The organism is Corynebacterium sp. LK31, from assembly GCF_014335015.1.
Taxonomy (GTDB): Bacteria; Actinomycetota; Actinomycetes; order Mycobacteriales; family Mycobacteriaceae; genus Corynebacterium; species Corynebacterium jeikeium_D.
In genome coordinates this window covers 16,517-37,606 of record NZ_PDGW01000013.1, presented here as the reverse complement: position 1 = coordinate 37,606, position 21,090 = coordinate 16,517, and the positions used below count along the sequence as shown (strand labels likewise).

General features: G+C 60.5%; 19 protein-coding genes. 15 read left to right on the top strand and 4 right to left on the bottom strand.

The genetic code is table 11. The features are described 5' to 3' along the window. Positions 1-204: 204 nt before the first annotated feature. From nadA to nadC, 3 genes are read left to right on the top strand one after another with little or no spacing between them, the layout of a single operon-like run. Positions 205-1,281 carry a quinolinate synthase NadA gene (nadA, locus tag CRD18_RS05350; RefSeq protein ID WP_049170297.1) on the top strand — a complete coding sequence of 359 codons (1,077 nt, stop codon included), beginning with the start codon at positions 205-207 and terminating at the stop codon, positions 1,279-1,281. A gap of 10 nt (positions 1,282-1,291) precedes the next feature. Beyond that, a complete protein-coding gene (gene nadB, locus CRD18_RS05345; RefSeq protein ID WP_049170299.1) occupies positions 1,292-2,851 on the top strand; it encodes an L-aspartate oxidase in 1,560 nt (519 codons plus the stop codon). A 6-nt stretch (positions 2,852-2,857) separates the two neighbouring features. After that, complete coding sequence (gene nadC / locus CRD18_RS05340) at positions 2,858-3,739, top strand: carboxylating nicotinate-nucleotide diphosphorylase (protein WP_016422956.1); 882 nt, start codon at positions 2,858-2,860, stop codon at positions 3,737-3,739. A 35-nt stretch (positions 3,740-3,774) separates the two neighbouring features. Here nadC and CRD18_RS05335 read toward each other — a convergent pair whose 3' ends face one another. The 3 genes from CRD18_RS05335 to CRD18_RS05325 form a co-directional block, all read right to left on the bottom strand. Continuing rightward, entirely contained in the window at positions 3,775-4,350 is a 576-nt protein-coding gene (locus CRD18_RS05335) for a hypothetical protein (RefSeq protein ID WP_016422955.1), read from the bottom strand. 50 nt (positions 4,351-4,400) lie between these two features. Beyond that, entirely contained in the window at positions 4,401-6,191 is a 1,791-nt protein-coding gene (locus CRD18_RS05330; protein ID WP_016422954.1) for a hypothetical protein, read from the bottom strand. Positions 6,192-6,268: 77 nt separating this feature from the next. Beyond that, positions 6,269-7,975 carry a hypothetical protein gene (locus CRD18_RS05325; RefSeq protein ID WP_016422953.1) on the bottom strand — a complete coding sequence of 569 codons (1,707 nt, stop codon included), beginning with the start codon at positions 7,973-7,975 and terminating at the stop codon, positions 6,269-6,271. A gap of 296 nt (positions 7,976-8,271) precedes the next feature. Between CRD18_RS05325 and hisD the strand changes: the two genes are divergently transcribed. The 4 genes from hisD (at position 8,272) to CRD18_RS05305 (ending at position 13,153) form a co-directional block, all read left to right on the top strand. Then, complete coding sequence (hisD, locus tag CRD18_RS05320; RefSeq protein ID WP_016422952.1) at positions 8,272-9,621, top strand: histidinol dehydrogenase; 1,350 nt, start codon at positions 8,272-8,274, stop codon at positions 9,619-9,621. Beyond that, positions 9,621-10,763 carry a histidinol-phosphate transaminase gene (locus tag CRD18_RS05315; RefSeq protein ID WP_016422951.1) on the top strand — a complete coding sequence of 381 codons (1,143 nt, stop codon included), beginning with the start codon at positions 9,621-9,623 and terminating at the stop codon, positions 10,761-10,763. Before hisD ends, CRD18_RS05315 begins: the two co-directional genes overlap by 1 nt. 45 nt (positions 10,764-10,808) lie before the next feature. Next, positions 10,809-11,447 (top strand): imidazoleglycerol-phosphate dehydratase HisB, encoded by a 639-nt coding sequence (gene hisB, locus CRD18_RS05310; protein WP_005510321.1) that lies wholly within the window; start codon positions 10,809-10,811, stop codon positions 11,445-11,447. Positions 11,448-11,731: 284 nt separating this feature from the next. Next, positions 11,732-13,153: an MFS transporter gene (locus CRD18_RS05305; RefSeq protein WP_016422949.1), complete on the top strand. Its 1,422-nt coding sequence runs from the start codon at positions 11,732-11,734 to the stop codon at positions 13,151-13,153. Between the two features lie 105 nt (positions 13,154-13,258). Here the strand turns inward: CRD18_RS05305 and CRD18_RS05300 are convergent, their stop codons facing one another. Further along, on the bottom strand, positions 13,259-13,882 hold the full coding sequence (locus tag CRD18_RS05300) for a low molecular weight phosphatase family protein (RefSeq protein ID WP_187406576.1): 624 nt from the start codon (positions 13,880-13,882) through the stop codon (positions 13,259-13,261). A 188-nt stretch (positions 13,883-14,070) separates the two neighbouring features. On the opposite strand from CRD18_RS05300, the gene hisH reads away from it, so the two are divergent. The 8 genes from hisH to trpC all read left to right on the top strand — a co-directional run bounded on the left by hisH (position 14,071) and on the right by trpC (position 20,947). Beyond that, positions 14,071-14,769: an imidazole glycerol phosphate synthase subunit HisH gene (hisH, locus tag CRD18_RS05295; protein ID WP_187406575.1), complete on the top strand. Its 699-nt coding sequence runs from the start codon at positions 14,071-14,073 to the stop codon at positions 14,767-14,769. A 148-nt stretch (positions 14,770-14,917) separates the two neighbouring features. After that, complete coding sequence (gene priA, locus CRD18_RS05290; RefSeq protein WP_016422946.1) at positions 14,918-15,652, top strand: bifunctional 1-(5-phosphoribosyl)-5-((5-phosphoribosylamino)methylideneamino)imidazole-4-carboxamide isomerase/phosphoribosylanthranilate isomerase PriA; 735 nt, start codon at positions 14,918-14,920, stop codon at positions 15,650-15,652. Between the two features lie 102 nt (positions 15,653-15,754). Further along, on the top strand, positions 15,755-16,567 hold the full coding sequence (locus CRD18_RS05285) for an inositol monophosphatase (RefSeq protein WP_049170313.1): 813 nt from the start codon (positions 15,755-15,757) through the stop codon (positions 16,565-16,567). 83 nt (positions 16,568-16,650) lie between these two features. Next, positions 16,651-17,427 (top strand): imidazole glycerol phosphate synthase subunit HisF, encoded by a 777-nt coding sequence (gene hisF, locus CRD18_RS05280; RefSeq protein ID WP_070429588.1) that lies wholly within the window; start codon positions 16,651-16,653, stop codon positions 17,425-17,427. Continuing rightward, the gene (gene hisI / locus CRD18_RS05275) at positions 17,424-17,822 is read left to right on the top strand and encodes a phosphoribosyl-AMP cyclohydrolase (RefSeq protein ID WP_048734633.1); all 399 of its coding nucleotides are present in this window, start codon (positions 17,424-17,426) and stop codon (positions 17,820-17,822) included. The genes hisF and hisI overlap by 4 nt, the downstream gene beginning before the upstream one ends. Before the next feature lie 111 nt (positions 17,823-17,933). Then, positions 17,934-19,478, top strand: a complete 1,545-nt coding sequence (locus CRD18_RS05270) for an anthranilate synthase component I (protein ID WP_049193970.1) — start codon at positions 17,934-17,936, stop codon at positions 19,476-19,478. A gap of 7 nt (positions 19,479-19,485) precedes the next feature. Beyond that, on the top strand, positions 19,486-20,136 hold the full coding sequence (locus CRD18_RS05265) for a TIGR02234 family membrane protein (protein WP_049182100.1): 651 nt from the start codon (positions 19,486-19,488) through the stop codon (positions 20,134-20,136). Positions 20,137-20,140: 4 nt separating this feature from the next. After that, positions 20,141-20,947 (top strand): indole-3-glycerol phosphate synthase TrpC, encoded by an 807-nt coding sequence (gene trpC, locus CRD18_RS05260; protein WP_049170320.1) that lies wholly within the window; start codon positions 20,141-20,143, stop codon positions 20,945-20,947. The last annotated feature ends 143 nt before the right edge of the window (positions 20,948-21,090 follow it).

Below are 21,090 nucleotides of genomic sequence, written 5' to 3'. Positions count from 1 at the left end.
TTACAATTTTGGGAAATAGGTTCGTCCTCGATGTCAGTATTCGCCCCGATTAGGGGCTTTTTCGATATTGTGTGGCGAGCTTAGGTCTCTTGCACTTGCCCGTTTGAGTCCGCTGCGAATGCCTCCGGGGACCGTTGCCGGTAACGGTGACGGCGTTTTCTCCGGTCGTAGCCACAGCCCATTGAAGTAAGGACGTAGTTTTCCGTGAATACCAGCCTTGCGGCCAATGCTTCCAGCCTGCCGCGCCTTGAATCGGATCTGTACGAATCGGTAGTCGATAAAGATGGCCGCTACGGTGGCGTAATTGCAGATGAGCGCTGGGCCCAGGAGATTAAGCGCCTCGCCCGCGAACGCAATGCCGTAATTCTTGCGCACAACTACCAGCTGCCGGAGATTCAGGATATTGCCGATTACACAGGCGACTCCCTCGGACTTTCCCGCATCGCTGCGGAAACCGATGCCGACGTCATCGTCTTCTGTGGTGTCCACTTCATGGCGGAAACCGCCAAAATTCTGAGCCCAGAGAAGACCGTCCTTATTCCGGACGAGCGCGCCGGCTGCTCCCTGGCGGACTCCATCACCGCAGATGAACTGGCCGAGTGGAAGGCAGAGAATCCCGGCGCACTGGTAGTCAGCTACGTCAACACCACGGCAGACGTAAAGGCTCTGACCGACATCTGCTGTACTTCCTCCAACGCCGTCGACGTGGTCAAGTCCATCCCGGAAGACCAGGAGATCCTGTTCAACCCGGATCAGTTCCTCGGCGCACACGTCCGCCGTGAGACCGGCCGCGACAAGATCAAGGTATGGGCTGGTGAGTGCCACGTCCACGCCAACATCAACGGTGAGGAACTCGCGCACCGCGCGGAAGAGAACGCCGATTCGCAGCTGTTCATTCACCCGGAGTGCGGTTGCGCGAACTCTGCGATTTACCTCGCAGGTGAAGGCACCATCGAGCCCGAGCGCGTGCAGATGCTCTCCACCGGCGAGATGCTGACCGAGGCGCAGAAGCTGAAGGAGAACAAGCCCAACGGCAAGGTGCTCGTGGCCACTGAGGTGGGCATGCTCCACCAGCTGCGCAAGGCCGCGCCGGATGTCGACTTTGAGCCGGTCAACGACCGCGCTTCCTGCTCGTACATGAAGCTCATCACTCCGGCGGCTCTGCTGCGCTGCCTCGTTGAGGGCACTGATGAAGTCGATGTCGAGCCGGATGTCGCCGACAAGGCACGCGCTTCTGTCGAGCGCATGATCGCCATCGGTAACCCAGGCGGAGGCGAGTAACACGTTTGGTCTGCGCCCATCATTCGACAGTTGGACACTGACGTGTGACTTCCTCGTCATCGGCGGGGGAGTCGCAGGGCTCAGTGCTGCGCGTCGGGCCCTTGAGCTCGGCCTCGACGTGCTGGTTATCGACAGCGTCGAGTGGCGCGTCGGTGCCCGCAAACAGCTACGTTTCGCCGATGCGGCCACGAATCTCGCACAGGGCGGGCTCGCGGTCGTCGGGCTTGACGACGACCCCAGCGGCCATGTGGCCAATGGGTTCGATGACACCACTGATTCCCACATCGCGGATACTCTCGATGCCGGTGCCGGCCACTGCGATGAAGGGGCCGTGGCTTCTATCATCCGTGCTGGCGCTGCGGCGACCGAGTGGCTGATAGGGCTAGGCGCTACATTCGACCCGGCGCGGGATAACCCGGCCGTATATTCCCGCACCAAAGAGGGCGGACACCACGCGCGGCGCATCATTCATGCCGGCGGTGACGCCACTGGTGCTGAAATCGAGCGCGCCCTAGAAGCCTCAGTTACCGGCGTGCGAGTACTACAAAACGCCACAGCGCGCCAGCTCATCGTTGGCAAAGACGGCCGCGTGCTGGGGGCGCTGGTAGCGGATCCCCGTGGGGGTGGAGCTATTCGAGCAGGCGCCACTCTGCTGGCTACCGGCGGCGTGGGCCATATTTACCGCGCGACCACGGCCCCCTCGGGTGCCCGCGGTGAGGCTATCGGCATGGCCTCCGATGCTGGCGCGGAGATTCGGGACATGGAGTTTATCCAGTTTCACCCGACGGTGCTCTATGACGAGCGCTCGGCATCAGATGGCACCGGCCGACGCCATCTCATCAGCGAGGCTGTCCGTGGTGAAGGAGCCATTCTCGTCGACTCCCGGGGCAACAGTGTGACCGCCGGCGTTGACCCTCGCGGGGACCTGGCTCCGCGCGATATCGTCTCGCGCGCCATCGCGACTCGCATGCGCGAGCTCGGCGAGGACCACGTCTTCCTCGACGCACGTCACATCGACAACTTCGCCGCCCGCTTTCCGACGATCACAGCGGGCCTGACCGCAGCGGAGATTGATCCGACCAAGGACCTCATTCCCGTGGCCCCGGCGGTCCACTACACCTGTGGTGGTATTGCCGTCGACCCATTCGGTGCAACTAGTGTGCCGGGCCTCTATGCGGCCGGCGAATGCTCCGCAACAGGGCTCCACGGTGCCAACAGGTTGGCCTCCAATTCGTTGCTGGAGGGCCTGGTCGTCGGCAAGCGGGTGGTCGAAAAAGTCGCTGAAACACACGCTGTGCCGGTCGGGGACGAGGAATTCGCAGCGGCCGTTGAAAGCCTGCCTCAGCCACGGTCAGAACTGGAACCACGGCAGCTTTTCCGGTTGCAGACGGCGATGCAGGAAGGCGCTGGTGTAACGCGTAATGAGCAGAGCTTGCGGCAGGCGTTGGCGGTTATCGATCGGCTCCCGCAATCGGTTCAGGTCGTGGCCGCAAGGAAAGTCGTCGAAGCAGCATTGGCACGACCATATACTTTGGGGTGCCACACTTGGTTTGAAAAGGATGGGGATTAGCTAACCATGACTCTTGAGAAGGACACTCTGCGCGGGGTGCTGAACGAAAACATCACCCGTGGCCTCATTCGGACGGCACTACAGGAAGACATGAGCTTCGGGCCGGATGTGACCTCGCTGTCGACAGTCTCGGCATCTGCGCAGGCACTCGCCCGCCTGGTGGCCCGGCAAGAGGGCGTTATCGCGGCAATCGATGCGGTGGAGTGGACGCTGCAGGAGGTCATCTCGGGTGAGTTCACCGTCGAAAAGCACGTTGAAGATGGCACCCTGGTGCGTCCTGGCACAGTGCTGGCAACGATTTCTGCGCCGACTCGGGGGTTGCTGACTGCTGAGCGGACAATGCTGAATATCCTCACGCACGCCAGTGGTGTAGCTACTGCGACGCGCCAGTGGGCTGACGCGATTATCGGCACCGGTGCGCGGGTGCGCGATTCCCGAAAGACGCTGCCGGGGCTGCGCAACCTGGAAAAGTATGCTGTGACCTGCGGCGGCGGAATTAACCACCGCTACGCTTTGGGCGATGAAGCACTGATTAAGGACAATCACGTGGTGGCTGTCGGTTCCGTGTCCGGTGCGTTGAAGAGGGTGCGGGATCAGTACCCGGAGCTGCCGTGTGAGGTGGAAGTCGATACCCTCGCACAGCTCGATGAGATCCTGCCGATGAAGCCGGACATCGTCATGCTGGACAACTTCGAGGTCTGGGAGACCCAGATTGCGGTGCAGCGCCGCTCGCAGATTTCTCCGGCCACGCAGCTTGAGTCCTCTGGTGGACTGACCATCGATGTGGCTCGTGAGTACGCGTCCTGTGGTGTCGATTACCTGGCTGTGGGCGCGCTAACCCACTCGGCCAAGGTGTTCGATGTCGGACTCGACTTCGACGAGCAGTAGCTGAATCAGCCCCCGGTATCGCTTCGCAGCTTCGCCTACAAGCGACGGGCGATTTCCGCGCCAATCTCGCTTAGTGCCGACCCCCAGCGCTCCCGCGATTGCTCATCACAGGTTTCCTGTGCGCGGTAAAGCGCCTTCTCTGCAGCAGCGACATCGCCCAAATGCAGGTGGCACTGTGCAATTTGTGCAAGCAGAGGCACGGCCTGGATATTGAGGTTATCGGACTGGAAAAGTCCCGCCGCCAACTCCAGGTGATCAATGGCGCGCCCTTGATGTCCTCGACGAATCTCTGCCTGGCCGTTCAAGGTGTGCCACATCGCCCAGCGCAAGTGGCGCGGAGGGGTGTCCGCAGTCGGCTCGAAGCCGTCTTTCTCCAGGTTATCCAGCAAATCCAACCAGTCCGCGGCCTTGTCCATCAGCTTCGGTGCAGAGCCACGGATGGGGCGCCCCAGACTGTCGGTCTGCGGAGCATCCGCCTCGTCGCCGAGCTCCTCGAACCCCTGCATCAGAGTTAGGGCTGCTTCCCAGAGGTTGTTTTCCTCAGCCAATGCCGTGGCGGCGTCGAAAAGCTGCTGCGGGCTAGAAGTCGCGGAATCACCAGAAGTAGTCATGACCTAACACTCTACTTTGTGCCACCGCCAGCACCGAAGTGGGCGGGGCGCTAGTATTCGTCGTCAAGCGATTGAATGATGATGACGTCAAGGGCATCGAGAACAGGATGGCCTTCCCACACGTCGCGGGGCAGAAGCTCTTCGACGCGCCGGGCGTAGGCGGCGGCACCGTCGGAATCACCCGCGTCGAGACGGTATCGAACCCCCGCCAGCAGCGCGCGGGCGGCTTCCTCGCCATCGCCGGACTGCAGGTAGCCCTTCGCGGCGGCTTCCACATGGTTGATGGCCAAAGTGTCGCGGCCAGCGGAGTAGAAGACGTAGGCGGCATCGTCGTGCCAGTCGGCGAGTGACCAGTCGTCGGAGATGAGCTTCTGAGAACGCAGCAGAAGGTCCTCAGCCTCGTTGAGCGTGTGGTCAATGACGGCGGAAGCGTCCTCGGAGACGATCTCGGCGGTGAATTCGGAGCCCTCTTCGGAAATGACCAGGTCAATGACATGAATGATGGAACGTGCAGCCTGGCGGTAGGCCTTGGCAGCGCCCTTGGTATCGCCGTTGCGTTCAAGGTGCTCGCCGTGTTCGATGAGCAGCTTTGCCGCCTGGCGGGGATTATTGCCGAGACCCGCGGCTGCGGAGGCAATAGAAAAAGCCGCGTCGGTGCGTTCTTCATCGGCGGTAAATGCTGACCAGTGCGCAACTGGTTCGGCAAAGCGCAGCGCCTCGTCAACCTCGTCGGCGTCGAGGAGACTGCGGGCCAGAACGAGCTGGATATCCATGGTGATGGGGTTGACCGGAATGCCTTCGGCGCTGGCGAGCGCGCGGCGGGCAATTGCGGCGGATTCCGCGAAATCGCCGTGGGCGTTGAGAAGCGCACAGAGCAGACGCACGCTGCGAAGCACCGCGACCGTGAGTCCTGCATCGAGACCAGCCTGCACGATTGGGCGTAGCTGGCGGATTGCCTCCGCTTCCTCACCAGCTTCCAGAGAGAGGAAAGCCAGGAATTGGCGAGCTTCAATCGTCGTGGTGACGGGTTCCGACTGAGGGGCTGCCGCGACGCTGGCTGCGATGCGGGCGGCCCTGCGCAGCTCACCACGGCTGTGCGCGAGCTGCGCCTCCAATAGCTTGCGGTCATCAAAACTGCTTCGCTTTGGTGCCCAGCGTGCGGACCATTCAGAGAGTTGACCGGCGATTTCCGCCCGGCGCGCCAGCGATGCTGCGGCACCAGCAACAGCCGCGCTGACCAGGTAGTAATAGGCCTCCCCGGGCTGTGGAGTGGTGGCGACGATGTCCTTAGTAAGCCTGATCAGCTCGGGGATTTCGGAGTCCTCGGGGCGCCGGCCGGTGATGGCATCACCTGGGTTGGCGTCGATGAAGGCCTCTGCCTCGGCGAATGCTCCGTAGGAGCGTGCGTGCAAGATCGCGGGGCGGATGTTGGCCTCAGTTGCCCAGCGCAGCCACTCGGCGCGTGCAGCAGCGGCTTCTTCTACTAATTCCAGTTGGTCGGCGACTGCGTGCCTGAGTGCGTGGAATTCGCCAACGACATCGGGGGAGTTGGTAGGCGCGTCGGCTAACCAGTGCGTGTGGGCGAACTTGGTGACAGCGCGCCAACTGGTGACGTGGTCGAGCGTGGCACCGGCCCTGCGGGAAATAACCAGCAGCTCCGGAAGTGAGTCCGGTAATGCCTTTAGCGGATTGGGCAGGGGAGGAAAGTCCAGGGGTTCGGACGAGTTCTCCGTTGCTGATGCGTTTTCTGAATTCCCTGACGCGTAGTCGGCCGCGATGCCGGTATCCCAATCGCCAACTTGAATTCCAGACTCAGAGTTTTCTTCTTCCCACCAGACCATTGGACTATCTTCGCCCGTGGCATCGGGAAGATGCAAAAACTGCTTTGTTTTTCAGACCTGTGCAGTCGGGTGCGCTGTTAAGCCGGGTTTGAAAAGCTACGCATTAGTCCACGAACTTCATCGCGCACCGGGTGATCCGGGCCGACTAGGTCGCCGATGCGAACCGCGAACCGGCGGGCGCGTTCCTCATTGTTATCACTAGCAGCAGCACGCACCGCGATGGTCAGTGTGCGGGCGGCGTCGGCAGGGGCGTGGGCTTCTAAGAAAAGCTCGGCAGCTTCGTCGGCGTACTTGTACACGCCGTCGTTGTCCCACACAGACCAGCACAACAGCGCCTGTGCTTCATGCCACTTGGCCGATTCCCAGGACCCAACCACGTAGCCACGTGAGCGTTCCATCAGGTGGTCAGTCAGTTCACTTGTAGCGCCCACGTTACTGAGTGATAGTGCGGCATCCATCAGAGTTTCCGCAGGCGAAATCGGGGACGAGTATCCGGCACGAATATCGGCCAGTGCGTCGAAGAGTACTGCGGCATGCTCAGTATTGCCTTCTTGGACTGCCGATTCCGCCGCAATGGCACAGGAAAAATCAGTACGTGCGGAATCCTGGGTAGGCTCAGACCACTTTGCAACCGACTCCGCTTCCTGGCCGGCATGGTGGAAATCTCCGAGCTCGTACAGTGCCGTTGCCTTCAGCAGCGCGATTTCCATGGTGACTTCACAGTTGGGGTAGTCTGCCGACACATCCTGGGCGCGCTGAGTTAGCTTCAGCATCTCCCCGGCATCGGGCTTGTTGTGTGCCACCTCGAAGTTGATGTCTGCCATCTCACGAACCGCGAGAATATAGTCAGTGTCCAGTCTGTGCTGGTCCGCGACTGCCACGTTGTTTGACAGCATTCGGAACGCGGTATCGCTATTACCTGTCTCTATCGAGTACCGTGCCAAATTCTGCCTCAGCTCAAGGCCCGCGATTACGGAGCGGTTACCGATTGCATTGAGCTGTGAGGCGCAAAGTCGCGCTGCGTCGACGACTTTCCCGGCTCGGTGCAGCAGTGATGCCTCCGTCAGAGTCTTCGCCAGCGCAATCGACTCAAACTTATCCTCATTTGGCAGTGCACGAATCATCTCGTGCAGCTCCCGTGCCAAGTCCTCGCGGTTGACCTTTCGCAGGGCGCTTGCAATCCGAATCAGCGCGTCAGTCAGTGCCGCCCGCTTCTTCCACTGGCGTGGGCTAAACGGCTCCTCCGCTTCTTCGCTTGCCGACGATTCCTGCGGCCGCGGCCCATCCGCATCCGTGGTCACCGCGCTGTGACTGCTGGTTGGGGCATCCAGATCGTCGGCAAGCACGAGTGCCCGGTACGAGGTGATCTCCCTGCTCATGCGTGCGATGAGTGGGATTTCGGTCTCTGCGGCAGCAGAGGTGGGGCCATCGGCGATAAAGGTGGTGTAGCGGCGGGCTTCATCCGCCGCTAGCCGTGCCCGGGCGCGCCAGTACTCCGGGACGTTGTCGTTATCGGATGCCCATACCATCCAGTTCAGGGCGGCATCGTGCGCAGCCGTCATCATGCCGAGCGATTCGGTGACCTCGCGGACTATGCGGTAAAACGCGCCGACGTGTTCGGTAACGCCGTGGGCTTCCGGGTCAGAAAAGAGCTGTGGGTTGTAGAAATGATGCGCGAAAACTGATTCCAGTTGGCGCGTGGCCAGGGAATTGTCGGCTGCGGTCGCGTCTGCATAGGCTGCGACGAGCTCCGGCAAATCCGGGCTGTTTCCTTCCTGGTTCAACAGCTGACCTTTCTACGACTGGTTACTACTTTCCTTAACACTGTAATGGGTCACTGTGGCGGAGCTAACTTGCGCCACAGTATGAGGGGTTAAATGGGGCAATCGGTATGAACCTAACGTGAGAAAGATATGCTTAGTTCATACTCAAGGGTGCCTTTAAGGGCGAATAGTAGCGAAAACCGTGGATAAAGTCTTTGGCTTTGACCCAGATTTTCAATACTTTGTTGTCATTTCTTTGTCACTCTGAAGTGCTCACGTATGAATCCATCGTGCGAATAGGCGGTTACTAATTAATTATGTTGTCCACTATTGATCTTCGCGGTCAGACTCCCACCACCGCCACTCTGCGTCGAGTGTTGCCGCGTGGTGCGGCAGACGTTGATTCGATGATTCCCACGGTCAAGCCCGTTGTCGATGACGTGGCAGTCCGTGGTGTGGAAGCGGCGATGGAGTACTCCGAGAAGTTTGACCGTATTCGTCCGGCATCCATGCGCGTTCCAGCGGAGGTTATCGATGCCGCGGAAGCTGCGCTGGAAGACGATGTCCGCTCTGCTCTGCAGGAGTCCATCGGGCGCGTGCGCGCGTTCCACGCTGCTCAGAAGCCGAATGATAAGACTGTTGAAATTCTGCCCGGCGGCATTGTCCGCGAGAAGTGGATTCCGGTTTCGCGCGTCGGTCTTTACGTCCCCGGGGGCAACGCCGTCTACCCGTCGTCCGTATTGATGAACGTCATCCCAGCTCAGGAAGCTGGTGTGGAGTCCCTCGTCGTCGCCTCTCCGCCGCAGGCCGACAACGACGGCTGGCCGCACCCGACCATCCTGGCTGCCTGCAAGCTGCTTGGCGTGACCGAGGTGTGGGCCGTCGGTGGTGCACAGGCCGTCGCACTGCTCGCATACGGCGATGAAAACGAGAGCCTCGAGCCGGTCGACATGGTCACCGGTCCGGGCAACATCTTCGTTACCGCCGCCAAACGCCTGTGCCGCTCGGTCGTCGGTATCGACGCCGAAGCTGGCCCGACCGAAATTGCCATTCTCGCAGATAACACCGCTGATCCTGTCTCCGTCGCCTACGACCTGATTTCCCAGGCTGAGCACGACGTCATGGCCGCCAGCGTGCTTATCACCGACGACGCCGATTTCGCCGCCACCGTCGACCGCGAGGTCGAAAACCGCTACGAGGTCACCATGAACGCCGACCGCGTTCGCGAGGCGCTCACCGGCGATCAGTCTGGCATCGTGCTTGTCGACGACATGAATATCGGCATCCAGGTTGCAGATGCCTACGCCGCTGAGCACCTGGAGATCCACACCGAAAACGCGCAGGCCGATGCCGAACGCATTACCAATGCCGGCGCAATCTTCATCGGTCGCTTCTCGCCGGTGCCACTGGGCGATTACTCGGCCGGCTCTAACCACGTGTTGCCGACCTCCGGCACCGCCCGCCACGCCTCGGGCCTGTCAACGCACACCTTCCTCAAGTCGGTCCACATGATTGACTACAACGAGGCCGCGTTGAAGGAAGTTGCCGACAGCGTAGTAGTCCTGGCCAACGAAGAACGACTGCCAGCGCACGGCGAGGCCATCCGTGCCCGCTTTGAGACGCTTCTCGGCTCTGAGGACAATGGCGCAGAAAAGGGGAACAACTAATGAGCAACCAGCCTGAGAATCAGCCACAGCCGTCGGTAGCCAAGTTGGCGCTGGCAGATTTGCCACTGCGCGACGAACTGCGCGGCGAGGAAGCCTACGGTGCCCCGCAGCTCGACGTCGATGTTCGCCTGAACACCAACGAAAACCCGTACCCGCCATCCGATGACCTCATCGCCGACCTGGTGGCGCAAGTGGAGAAGGTCGCCTCTGACCTCAACCGCTACCCGGACCGTGACGCAGTAGCACTGCGCAGCGCACTCGCCGATTATGTCACCCGCCAGACCGGCGTGGACATCACCGTCGACCAGGTATGGGCCGCCAACGGCTCCAATGAGATTCTCCAGCAGCTGCTGCAGGCATTTGGCGGGCCGGGGCGCAGCGCAATGGGCTTTGTGCCCAGCTACTCGATGCACCCGATCCTCTCGTCCGGCACGCAGACGGAGTTCATCGGCATCGCCCGCGACCCGGAGACCTTCGACATCGACATGGATAGTGCGCTCGCGGCCATTGCCGAGCACCGTCCTGACGTCATCTTCATCACGACTCCGAACAACCCGACTGGCAATCTGACCACGCTCGCTGACCTGCGCCGCATTATTGAAGCCGCGCCGGGCATCGTCATTGTCGATGAGGCCTACGCCGAGTTCACTGAGGAGCCGTCGGCGACAACGCTGCTGGCTGAGTTCCCGTCGAAGCTGGTTGTCTCCCGTACGATGAGCAAGGCTTTCGACTTCGCCGGAGGCCGCCTCGGCTACTTCGTTGCTAACCCGGCATTTATTGATGCTGTGATGCTCGTACGTCTGCCATACCACCTGTCGACGTTGACGCAGGCCGCTGCCACGGTTGCACTTCGCCACTCGGATGCGACGCTGTCGACCGTCGCAAAGCTTGCCGACGAGCGTGATCGCGTCGTAGCCGCCCTGAACAGCTATGGCTACGACGTGATTGACTCGTACTCCAACTTCGTATTCTTCGGTCGTTTCGCCGATGCCGCGACGGCATGGCAGAGCTTCTTGGATGAGGGAGTACTCATCCGCGATGTTGGCGTGCCCGGTCGTCTCCGTGCCACTATTGGTCTGCCCAGCGAAAATGATGCGCTGCTGGCGGCGGCCAAGAAATTGGCAGCGACCGCGCTGGCTTAAGCGAAATGCTGCCGGTACATCCCACTACAAGGAGAGATCTGACTTATGCACTTCAGTGATAAGGACCATCTGGAGGCAGAGCGCACTGAGCGCGTTGGCCGTGTCGAGCGCGCCACCCGCGAATCGAGCATCGTCTGCTCGGTGAATCTCGATGGCACCGGCAAGACCGATATTTCGACCGGTCTGCCGTTCTTCGACCACATGTTGACCGCTTTCGGCTCCCACGGCAGCTTCGACCTGACTGTGCACGCCAACGGCGACACCGAGGTCGATGCGCACCACACGGTGGAGGATACCGGCATTGTGATGGGGCAGGCCTTCGCCCAGGCGTTGGGGGACAAGTCTGGTATTCGTCGCTTTGGTGACTGCTATATCCCGATGGATGAAACGCTGGCACACGCAGTGGTTGATGTGTCTGGTCGCCCGTACTTCGTTGGCACTGGCGAACCAGAGCAGATGTTGACTGCCGTCATTGGTGGTCACTACGCAACGGTTATCAACGAGCATTTCTTTGAGTCCTTCGCCCTAAATGCCCGTATTGCGCTGCATGTTCGCTGTCTCTACGGGCGCGATCCGCACCACATCACCGAGGCTGAGTACAAGGCTGTGGCCCGTGCCCTGCGTGCTGCCGTCGAGGACGACCCGCGCGTCCACGGTGTGCCGTCGACCAAGGGCACTCTGTAGGTCGCAGCTGAAGTAGACGGCCACTGTAGGAAACCGGAAAATCCGCCTTAGCTGGCATTTTAGGGGAATCGATGGTAACAACGTCTGTAGACGTGCTTTTAGCGCAGGTGTCTACCGCATCGACGCTGAGCACTTATTTTTTGTTCATTGTCGCTGGTCTGCTGGTGGGCGGAACATGGTCACTCTATAAATCCGGATCGAGGGTCGGAACAATTGTCCTTGGTCTCTTATCTGTGATCGCGCTCGCCGGCGCAATTTTGTGGTTGATAGGAGTGATGGAGTAAATGGCGTCCCGGGTGATGGACCGCAGGCAGTTGGACGAACTGGACAGCATGTGGAAAGCGCCCGGACTAGTACCTACGCTAGTCGCCGTGATGGCCGCCTTCGGTGGCTGGTCACTCCTCATGCCTGTCATTCCGCAGGCAATTCTTGACGATGGCGGTGGAACCTCGCTCGCCGGTGCCTACACCGGTGTTTTTATGGCCGCTACCGTTCTCACACAGACGCAGACTCCACGTATGTGTCGCCGTCTTGGCTACGGCATGACCATGCTGATTTCAGGTCTGTTTCTGGGCTTGCCGACGATTCTGCACATCTTTGGCACCGATGCTGCTTTGGTGCTCATCATTGCGGTTCTCCGCGGTATGGGCTTCGGTGCGTTGACTGTCGCCGAGTCCGCATTGATTGCCGAGCTAGTGCCAATGAAATTTCTGGGTAAGGCCTCTGGCGTTCTCGGTGTGGCAGTTGGTTTATCTGAGCTCATTTTCTTGCCACTAGGACTAATCATTGCGGACAAGACGGGTTCTTACACCCCTGTTTATGTCCTGGGCGCCGTCATCTCGCTTGTCGGTTCGTTGATGGCACTCTTTATCCCGAAGATTAAGCCAGCGCCGAAGGAGGGCAAGGGCGGCAAGGAAGACGTCGGCGATCCTGTGCCCGGATCTGCAGCAACTCAGCCGAGCCCCGTTGAGCACGTTGCCACATGGAAGCTGGTGGCCATTCCCGCGCTCGCAATTTGCACGATTGCGATGGGCTTTGGTGGTATTTCCGCATTCCTTGCCCCGGCAGCTCGCGAAATTGATCTGGTCTCCGGTGCGGTTGTGGCTGGCCTGTCGCTGTCTGTTCTCGGTGGCGCGCAGATGGTGTTCCGTTATTTCGCAGGAATCTACGCCGACCGGAAGTCGGAGGCTGGAATTCTGCTGATTCCGGCATTGATCAGTGGTTTTATTGGCCTGCTGATGATGTCCGGCGTGGTTCTCTTTGATTTGTCGGCCTGGCTGCTGCTGGTTGCGGCCGTTTTCTACGGCGCGGGCTTCGGCATAGTGCAAAATGAGGCTCTGCTGCTGATGTTTGCCCGCCTGCCGCGTGACCGTACTGCTGAGGCCAGTGCCTTCTGGAACATGTCCTTTGACTCGGGCACTGGTATCGGCTCGTTCGTTCTGGGAGCCGTAGCTGCGGCCGCACTCCGTCCGTACCCGGCTGTCTTTGCCTTTGCGGCAGCTCTGCTGGCAGTTGGTCTCATTGGTGCGGTGCTCGACCGAATCATCGGAAAGCACCGCGTGGCGGAGTACCAGAACACCCGCGCTACGCTGCGTCGTCTGGGAGATGCCGTCAAGCGTCGTACGCCGGAGGCCGCTGTGCGTGTTGCCCGCCCGGCAAAGAATGCAGTGACGCGTTTGACGGTTCGGGACCGCAAGAAGAAGTAACTACATACAAAGAGACGTTTGAAAAAGACTGGCTGCGCAAGTTCTTGCGCAGCCAGTCTTTTTGGTTAATAAATGCACCCCCGGTGTGGGGTCAGCCGTGCCTGTTTACGCGACGGCGACGTCCATCTCGGTGAAGAGAGCCCGCAGGCGGGTTTCGATATCGTCGATAAGCGACTGGAGCTCATCGTCTGTGAGACTGTCCGGATCTGCGACATCCCATTCCACGTAGCGGTCGCCGGAGACTGCTGGTGTCTCGTCGATGCCCATGAGTACGACAACGTCGGCGCGGTGGGAAACGCGGGGAGTAATCGCCTTTTGGGTGAGGCGTGAGGTGTCCACGCCACGGTCGTGAAGAGCCGCGACGACGCGAGGGTTCAGGCCATCCTCTGGATTGAGGCCGATAGTGCGGATAAAGACTTCGTCACCAACCAGGTGGTAGGCCAGGGCAGTGGCAATCTGGCTACGGCCGGAACCGCGGCTATCGGCAAAGAGAATCTCTTGGCGCGGGGCGAAGTCCTTGCATCCGCTCGCGGCCTTGATGCGTTCGGTGGCCTCGCGTTCGGCGAGGACGGGGAGGAAGTTAGTCACCTTCGCAGAGCTGGACAGCTCTGCAATGACATCGTCGAGGATGGAATCGATAGTCGCAGCATCGCAGGCTGCACCGTAGAGCCGGTGAAGGTCCTCGCGGACAATGGCAAATGATTTACTAAGAACGGATGCGGTAGTCATAGCGTCGGAGCCTCTCTGTGAAAAGTAATCAGGAGTATTAGGGATAAATCAATAACTTAGTTAACCTGTTGTTAACCTTGAGTTTACCAAGGTATTCGGTAGTTGTATACCAGCACTTTTTCCTGTCCAGGCAGTTTTCTTGGGGTAAGTGGCAAACATCGATTCCCAGCGCCTTAAAATGTCCAACTATGGAACAAGTCTCACCTTCGACGAAGACCCCGACCGTTGCCATCCTTGATTACGGCTCCGGTAATTTGCGTTCAGCTGAGCGCGCTGTGGCCACCACGGGTGCCGAGGTTATTGTGACCGCCGATCCGAAGACCGTGATGGAGGCCGATGGTCTGCTCGTTCCCGGCGTCGGCGCCTATGTCGCATGCATGGAGGGTTTGCATCGAGTACAAGGGCCGCGCCTGATCGGCTCTCGACTCGCAGGTGGTCGACCAGTGATGGGAATCTGCGTCGGTATGCAGGTGCTCTTTGACCGCGGCGTCGAGTACGCCGACGGCATCCACGCAGCGGAGACCGACGCATCCGCAGCTGTCACCGGCACCCCGGGTTGTGGTGAATGGCCCGGTACTGTCGAGCGTCTCGAGGCGTCGATTCTGCCGCACATGGGCTGGAACACGGTTGAAGTACCGGAAGGCTCAAAGATGTTTAAGGGACTGGAAGATCAGCGTTTTTACTTCGTCCACTCCTACGGTGTGCGCAAGTGGGACCTTAATACGGATTCTCGCATCGCTCCGCCGCTGGTGACGTGGTCTGCCCACGAATCCGATCGGTTTATCGCAGCCGTGGAAAACGGTCCGCTGTGGGCCACGCAGTTCCACCCTGAGAAGTCTGGTGAAGCAGGGTTGAAGCTGCTGCAGAACTGGGTGGACACGCTGTAGTTGCCCAATCGGTAGTATTTGCCCTAACCGCACTACCTGGTAGGTGACGGAGTTTCGCCACCTAGACCACCTATACTGAGATAACTAGCAACAAGCATCGTTGTGACAATCGCCACAACGCCCAAAAGTCGAAGAGAGTAGAGCCCCCATGAGTTTGACCCTGCTGCCCGCTGTAGACGTAGCCGATGGCCAGGCTGTGCGCCTTGTTCAGGGTGCTGCTGGAACCGAGACTTCCTATGGTGCACCGCTGGAAGCTGCCATGAATTGGCAGAACGCAGGCGCTGAGTGGATCCACCTGGTCGACCTCGATGCCGCGTTCGGTCGCGGTTCGAACTACGACCTGCTTGCCGACGTGGTGGGCAAGCTCGACGTGAAGGTGGAGCTCTCCGGCGGTATCCGTGACAACGCTTCGCTCGAGGCTGCGCTGGCCACCGGCTGTGCCCGCGTCAATATTGGCACCGCCGCACTGGAGAATCCGGAGTGGTGCCGCGAGGTTATCGCCAACTACGGCGACCGTGTAGCCATTGGTCTGGATGTTCTTAACGAAGAGGGGCAGTGGCGCCTGCGCGGCCGCGGCTGGGTCTCCGACGGCGGTGACCTCTGGGAGGTGCTGGAGCGCCTGGATGCTCAGGGTGCATCCCGTTTCGTGGTGACTGACGTCTCCAAGGACGGCACCCTGCAGGGGCCGAATGTGGAACTGCTGCGCGAGGTCGCCGCTGCTACCGATGCTCCAATCGTCGCTTCTGGCGGTGTCAGCAGCCTGGACGACATTGCAGCTATTGCCACACTGGTCGATGAGGGCGTTGACTCCGCAATTGTGGGTAAGGCGCTCTACGCAGGGCGTTTCACCCTGGAAGAGGCCCTGGCAGTAGCTCGCGGCTAAAGAGAACACTTTCGTGGCCGGGCCGGGGAGACGTCGTCAAGCGAAAGCGTTAACGAGCAAACGGCACCCCGGCTGAGACGGCGGATGAAGGATTTAGAAAGTATGGATGCCCTGGAACCGCGGGCGATGCTCGCTATTGCTGAAGCGGCGCTCGATGAGGTCGAAGGCCTGTTCACGCAGCAGGTGGGCGCGGACCCGGTTGTCATGAAGCCGCGCGGAGATTTCGCGACGGAGACTGACCTGGAAATTGAGCGTCGTCTGCGCAAGCTCCTCACGCAGTATTCTGGGCTGCCCGTCTACGGCGAGGAATTCGGTGGCAAAGTCCCCGAGGAACATACCGCCTGGGTCATCGATCCGATTGACGGCACCACGAACTATTCCAACGGTTTTCCGCTGTGTGCCATGCTGCTCACACTCATGCATGAGGGGGAGCCGGTGGTTGGTATTACCTCCATGCCTCTGCTACGCCGGCGTATTACCGCAGCTAAAGGTAGCGGCACGTTCGTCAACGGCCGTCGCGTCAACATCGACGCCGAGGCCGGCCGCCCGGTTTCGATTGCCTTCGGGTCCGTCATCGCGAGTACCGACGGCACACTCCCGCGCAAGTGGCGTCAACTGCTGCTGTCAAAGGTGGGCGAACGCTATCCGACGATCCGAATTACTGGCTCTGTCGGAGTGGACTTGGGTTCCACCGCGATGGGGGCATTCGGCGGCACCGTGACTTTCTCACCGCATGTGTGGGATAACGCAGCTGGTGTACTTCAGATTTCCGAAGCCGGTGGCGTGGTCACAGACTTGGCGGGCAATCCTTGGCGGCATGATTCCGTAGGCGTGCTGGCGGGAACTCGCGATGTTCATGCCACGCTGCGGTCGATTATTGACCAACTGGGTCGTCCGGAGACTTTCCGGAGCTAAACCGTGGGCGACGTCCCGAGCTGGGTGGTTGCGCAAACCGTCGATCCACAACTTTGAGCTAACACGAGGAGAACTTAAAAACTATGTCTCTGGCAGTACGCGTGATTCCTTGCCTGGATGTCAACAATGGGCGGGTCGTCAAGGGGGTTAACTTTGAGAATCTCCGTGATGCCGGCGATCCGGTGGAGCTGGCTCGCCGCTATGGCGAGGAGGGCGCTGATGAGCTGACCTTCCTGGATGTCACGGCTTCCAAGGATGGCCGTGGCACCATGCTCGACGTGGTGCGTCGCACCGCAAGTGAGGTCTTCATTCCGCTGACGGTCGGCGGTGGCGTGCGCAGCGTCGAGGATGTCGATCAGCTGCTCCGCGCCGGAGCTGACAAGGTCAGTGTCAATACCGCTGCGATCGCACGTCCAGAACTGCTCAGCGAGCTGTCGCGCCGCTTCGGTGCGCAGTGTGTCGTCCTGTCGGTGGATGCCCGCCGCGTTCCCGAGGGAGGCACGCCGCAGCCGTCGGGCTTCGAGGTGACGACGCACGGTGGTTCACGCTCGGCCGGGATTGACGCCGTCGAGTGGGCACGCCGTGGCGAGGAGCTCGGGGTCGGCGAGATTCTGCTGAACTCCATGGATGGCGACGGCACCAAGGATGGCTTCGACCTGGAGCTGCTGGAGAGAGTCCGCGCTGCCGTCGACGTCCCGGTGATCGCCTCTGGCGGTGCGGGCAAGGCAGAGCACTTCCCCCCGGCAGTGCGCGCCGGTGCCAACGCGGTTTTGGCCGCATCCATTTTCCACTTCGGCGAGGTCAGCATTGCTGAGGTTAAGGAAGAGATGGCCCGCGAGGGGATCGAGGTGCGCCAGTGACTGGTCTAGCCCCGGGCGCTGCAGCTCACGGCGCCGGAGACGATCCGCGTGAGTACACGCTCCCAGCAGATATCGCGAACATCGCCAAGTTCAACGCTGACGGCTTGATTCCGGCCATTGTGCAGGAAGAATCCACTGGTCGCGTGCTCATGATGGCATGGATGGATTCCCACGCGCTGGCGTACACCATCGCTACCAAGCGCGGCACTTACTGGTCGCGCTCCCGGTCCGAGTACTGGATTAAGGGGCTTACTAGTGGCCATTTCCAGACCGTGACATCGCTGGCGTTGGACTGTGATGGCGATACCGTGCTGATGCAGGTAGTGCAGGACGGCGCGGCATGCCACACTGGCTCGCATAGCTGCTTTGACGTGCATCCCGTGTTCGAGGGCTAATCAGTCGATCCGGGTTGCCGAGGTGGGGATTTCGTCGTCAAGCGCGCCCACCTCCGGTGAAGTCCGGGGTTAAGTGATGTGCAATCCGGGGTGCGTGGCACAATAGCGGCTATGACTCGTATCACCATGACCACGCGTGAGCGCTTTCGTGAACTGGCTGCACACCATCGGGTCGTGCCCGTGGTTCGCAAGGTTTTGGCGGACGGCGAAACGGCGCTGTCGGCCTACCGCAAGCTCGCGGCCGATCGTCCCGGCACTTTCTTGCTGGAGTCCTCCGATGTGGGGCAGTCGTGGTCGCGCTGGTCATTTATCGGTTGCGGCAGTCGTGCTGCGCTGACGGTGGATGATGCGGGGGAGGCAACCTGGATTGGTAATGCGCCGTCGGGTGCGCCAGAGGGCGGAAATCCGTTGGATGCTCTGCGTCGCACGCTGGAGCTGCTGCACACGGAGCTTCCGCTTGCCGACGATGCCTCGGTACCCAAGCTCACCTCTGGTCTCGTTGGCTACTTCGGGCATGACATTGTCCGCTACATCGAGCCACAGCTGCCGGATACCACTGACAATGATTTGCAGATTCCGGAGCTCATGCAGCTGCTGGTGGAGGATCTGGCTGCTTTTGACCACCACGAGGGCGTGCTGTGGCTGATTTCCAATGCTGTCAACTGGGACGGCTCGGATGAGCGGATTGACCAGGCGTATGACACCGCCTGTGACCGTGTCAATGCGATGGTGGAGCGGTTGTCAGAGCCTTCTGATCTGCGTCCGGCGGAAATTAGCTTCCCAGAGCCGGTGATTCGTCGCCAGCGCGCCGCCGACGACCACATGGATCGTATTGAGCGTTGTAAGGACCACATCCGAGCTGGTGATGCGTTCCAGATTGTGCTCTCGCAGCGGTTCGAGATGGACACGCAGGCGTCAGCTTTTGATATCTACCGCATCCTGCGGGTTTCCAATCCGTCGCCCTACATGTTCCTGGTCAACGTTCCAACCAAGGACTTCTCCGCTACCGCTTTTCAAATTGTCGGTTCCTCCCCGGAATCACTCGTGGCAGTTCAGGGCAGTGAGGTCATCACCAATCCCATCGCGGGCACACGTCCGCGCGGTGCCACGGTGGAGCAGGACAATGCGCTGGAAGCTGATTTGCTGGCAGACGAGAAGGAAAATAGTGAGCATCTGATGCTCGTTGATCTTGGCCGCAATGACCTCGGACGTGTCTGCCGCCCGGGCAGTGTAGTTGTGCACGACTTCCGTCATATTGAGCGCTACAGTCACGTTATGCATCTGGTCTCTACGGTCACCGGCGAGCTTTCCAGCGACGCCACTGCCGTCGACGCGTTCGCGGCCACCTTCCCAGCGGGAACGCTGTCGGGTGCGCCGAAGCCTTCCGCGCTGAGCATTATCGACAAGTTCGAAGACACGCGTCGGGGTGTTTACGGCGGCACTGTTGGATACTTTGACTTCCGGGGCAATACCGATCAGGCAATTGCCATCCGCACAGGTGTGAAGAAGGGCGATACGGTCTATGTTCAGGCTGGCGGCGGAATTGTCAGTGACTCTGACCCGGTGGCAGAGGATGAGGAGACCCGCAACAAGGCCGCGGCCGTGCTGCGAGCTGTCGCGGCAGCTGAGACACTAGTCCCAGCGGAAAGGAGCTAGGTTTTCGATGAAGTCGACAACGATGCTCTCCGGTGGCCTCATTGGTGTGGCCGCAGCGGGAATGTGGTTGTGCAGCCGAAGTGCGTGGCTGACGGTCGATACTGTTGATGACAAGTCCGGTCCAGCGACCACAGATTTGGTGGGCGCAGTCTGGGCTCCAGAGTTGACGTCGATTGCGCTGGCAATGGTGGCTGCACTGTTTGCCACCACCATTTTGGGCTCACTGGGGCGCCGTATTGTCGGTGGCCTCGCGGCGCTGCTCGCAGTTGCGGCGTCGTGGACTCCGATGACTCTGCTTGCCAGCGGAGAAGACGGGGTGGATTCCCAGCGGGCACTGGATTTGTTGACGTCGGGAAGCGCCTCACAGCGCGCCAGTGATGCGGTGACTGTGGCAGACTGGGCGCAGATCTCAGCGATTGAAGTGCATGCGATGGGGCCATCCCTGGCCTTGCTGTGCTGCGCATTGGCGCTGGTCGGGGCGGTATTGTTGGTGCGTCGACCGGGTACTGTGAAGAAGCAGAAGTCCAGCGCGTATGAGACCCCGGAGGTACGCCGTCAGCGTATCGCCGAGGACCTGGAGGAAGACCCACAGTCGGGTCGAGTTCTGTGGGATGCTTTGGATGCCGGTGTAGATCCTACGGATCTGGATAAGGAGTAAGGCCGTGGCTAACGTTCTGGACAAGATTATTGAGGGCGTGCGGGAAGATCTCGCTGCTCGGGAAGCCAAGATTTCCTACGGTGAAATCAAGGAGCTCTCGCTGAAGGCGCCGTCGCCAATTGATGCCGTGGCGGCACTGGCTAAGCCCGGGGTGCAGGTGATTGCAGAGGTCAAGCGTGCCTCTCCGTCGAAGGGAGAGCTGGCTGACATCCCTTCGCCGGAAGTTTTGGCCGCAGAGTACGAGCAGGGTGGCGCGGCTGTCATTTCCTGTCTGACTGAGGAGCGACGCTTCCGCGGTTCGCTCGCCGACCTCGATGCCGTGCGCCGCGCGGTGAACATTCCGGTGCTCCGCAAGGACTTCATCGTCACTCCGTACCAGGTCCATGAGGCCCGCGCACACGGTGCCGACCTGGTGCTGCTGATGTGCTCCGCTTTGGATCAGCCGACGCTGGAGTCCCTGCTGGATCGCACCGAGTCGCTTGGCATGAACGCTCTGGTTGAGGCGCACACCGCAGAAGAGGTCGAGCGTGCCGAGGCCGCTGGTGCCAAGATCCTCGGCATCAACGCTCGCAATCTAAAGACGCTCGACGTGGACCTCTCCGTGTACGAACGTCTTGCGCCGATGCTGCCGGATCATGTTGTGAAGGTGGCGGAGTCCGGTGTTAAGGGGCCGGAGGAACTGCGCTACTACGCCTCTCACGGTGCCGACGCGGTGCTGGTGGGCGAGGGCCTGGTTACTGCGGGCAAGCCGGGTGAGGCTTGCCGACGTCTCGTTGCCGCCGGTGTCCACCCGACTCTCCGCAGCGAGTAGTGGTGGTCCGCGGTTGCGATAAGCAGCTGCATCGCACCGCGAACTCCGCCTCTTTGGTTGCCAGCCACACCTGTTGTGTTGGCACGCCACAGTTTCTTAGGCCTTATGTCCCCGCAACGGGTGGGGATAGTCCACAATAGATA

Coding starts and splice junctions, on each gene's coding strand:
- nadC (WP_016422956.1), top strand. CDS start 2,858: ATGACTCTTGAGAAGGACACTCTGCGCGGGGTGCTGAACGAAAACATC.
- CRD18_RS05335 (WP_016422955.1), bottom strand. CDS start 4,350: ATGACTACTTCTGGTGATTCCGCGACTTCTAGCCCGCAGCAGCTTTTC.
- CRD18_RS05330 (WP_016422954.1), bottom strand. CDS start 6,191: ATGGTCTGGTGGGAAGAAGAAAACTCTGAGTCTGGAATTCAAGTTGGC.
- hisD (WP_016422952.1), top strand. CDS start 8,272: ATGTTGTCCACTATTGATCTTCGCGGTCAGACTCCCACCACCGCCACT.
- CRD18_RS05315 (WP_016422951.1), top strand. CDS start 9,621: ATGAGCAACCAGCCTGAGAATCAGCCACAGCCGTCGGTAGCCAAGTTG.
- hisB (WP_005510321.1), top strand. CDS start 10,809: ATGCACTTCAGTGATAAGGACCATCTGGAGGCAGAGCGCACTGAGCGC.
- CRD18_RS05305 (WP_016422949.1), top strand. CDS start 11,732: ATGGCGTCCCGGGTGATGGACCGCAGGCAGTTGGACGAACTGGACAGC.
- CRD18_RS05300 (WP_187406576.1), bottom strand. CDS start 13,882: ATGACTACCGCATCCGTTCTTAGTAAATCATTTGCCATTGTCCGCGAG.
- hisH (WP_187406575.1), top strand. CDS start 14,071: ATGGAACAAGTCTCACCTTCGACGAAGACCCCGACCGTTGCCATCCTT.
- priA (WP_016422946.1), top strand. CDS start 14,918: ATGAGTTTGACCCTGCTGCCCGCTGTAGACGTAGCCGATGGCCAGGCT.
- CRD18_RS05285 (WP_049170313.1), top strand. CDS start 15,755: ATGGATGCCCTGGAACCGCGGGCGATGCTCGCTATTGCTGAAGCGGCG.
- hisF (WP_070429588.1), top strand. CDS start 16,651: ATGTCTCTGGCAGTACGCGTGATTCCTTGCCTGGATGTCAACAATGGG.
- CRD18_RS05270 (WP_049193970.1), top strand. CDS start 17,934: ATGACTCGTATCACCATGACCACGCGTGAGCGCTTTCGTGAACTGGCT.
- CRD18_RS05265 (WP_049182100.1), top strand. CDS start 19,486: ATGAAGTCGACAACGATGCTCTCCGGTGGCCTCATTGGTGTGGCCGCA.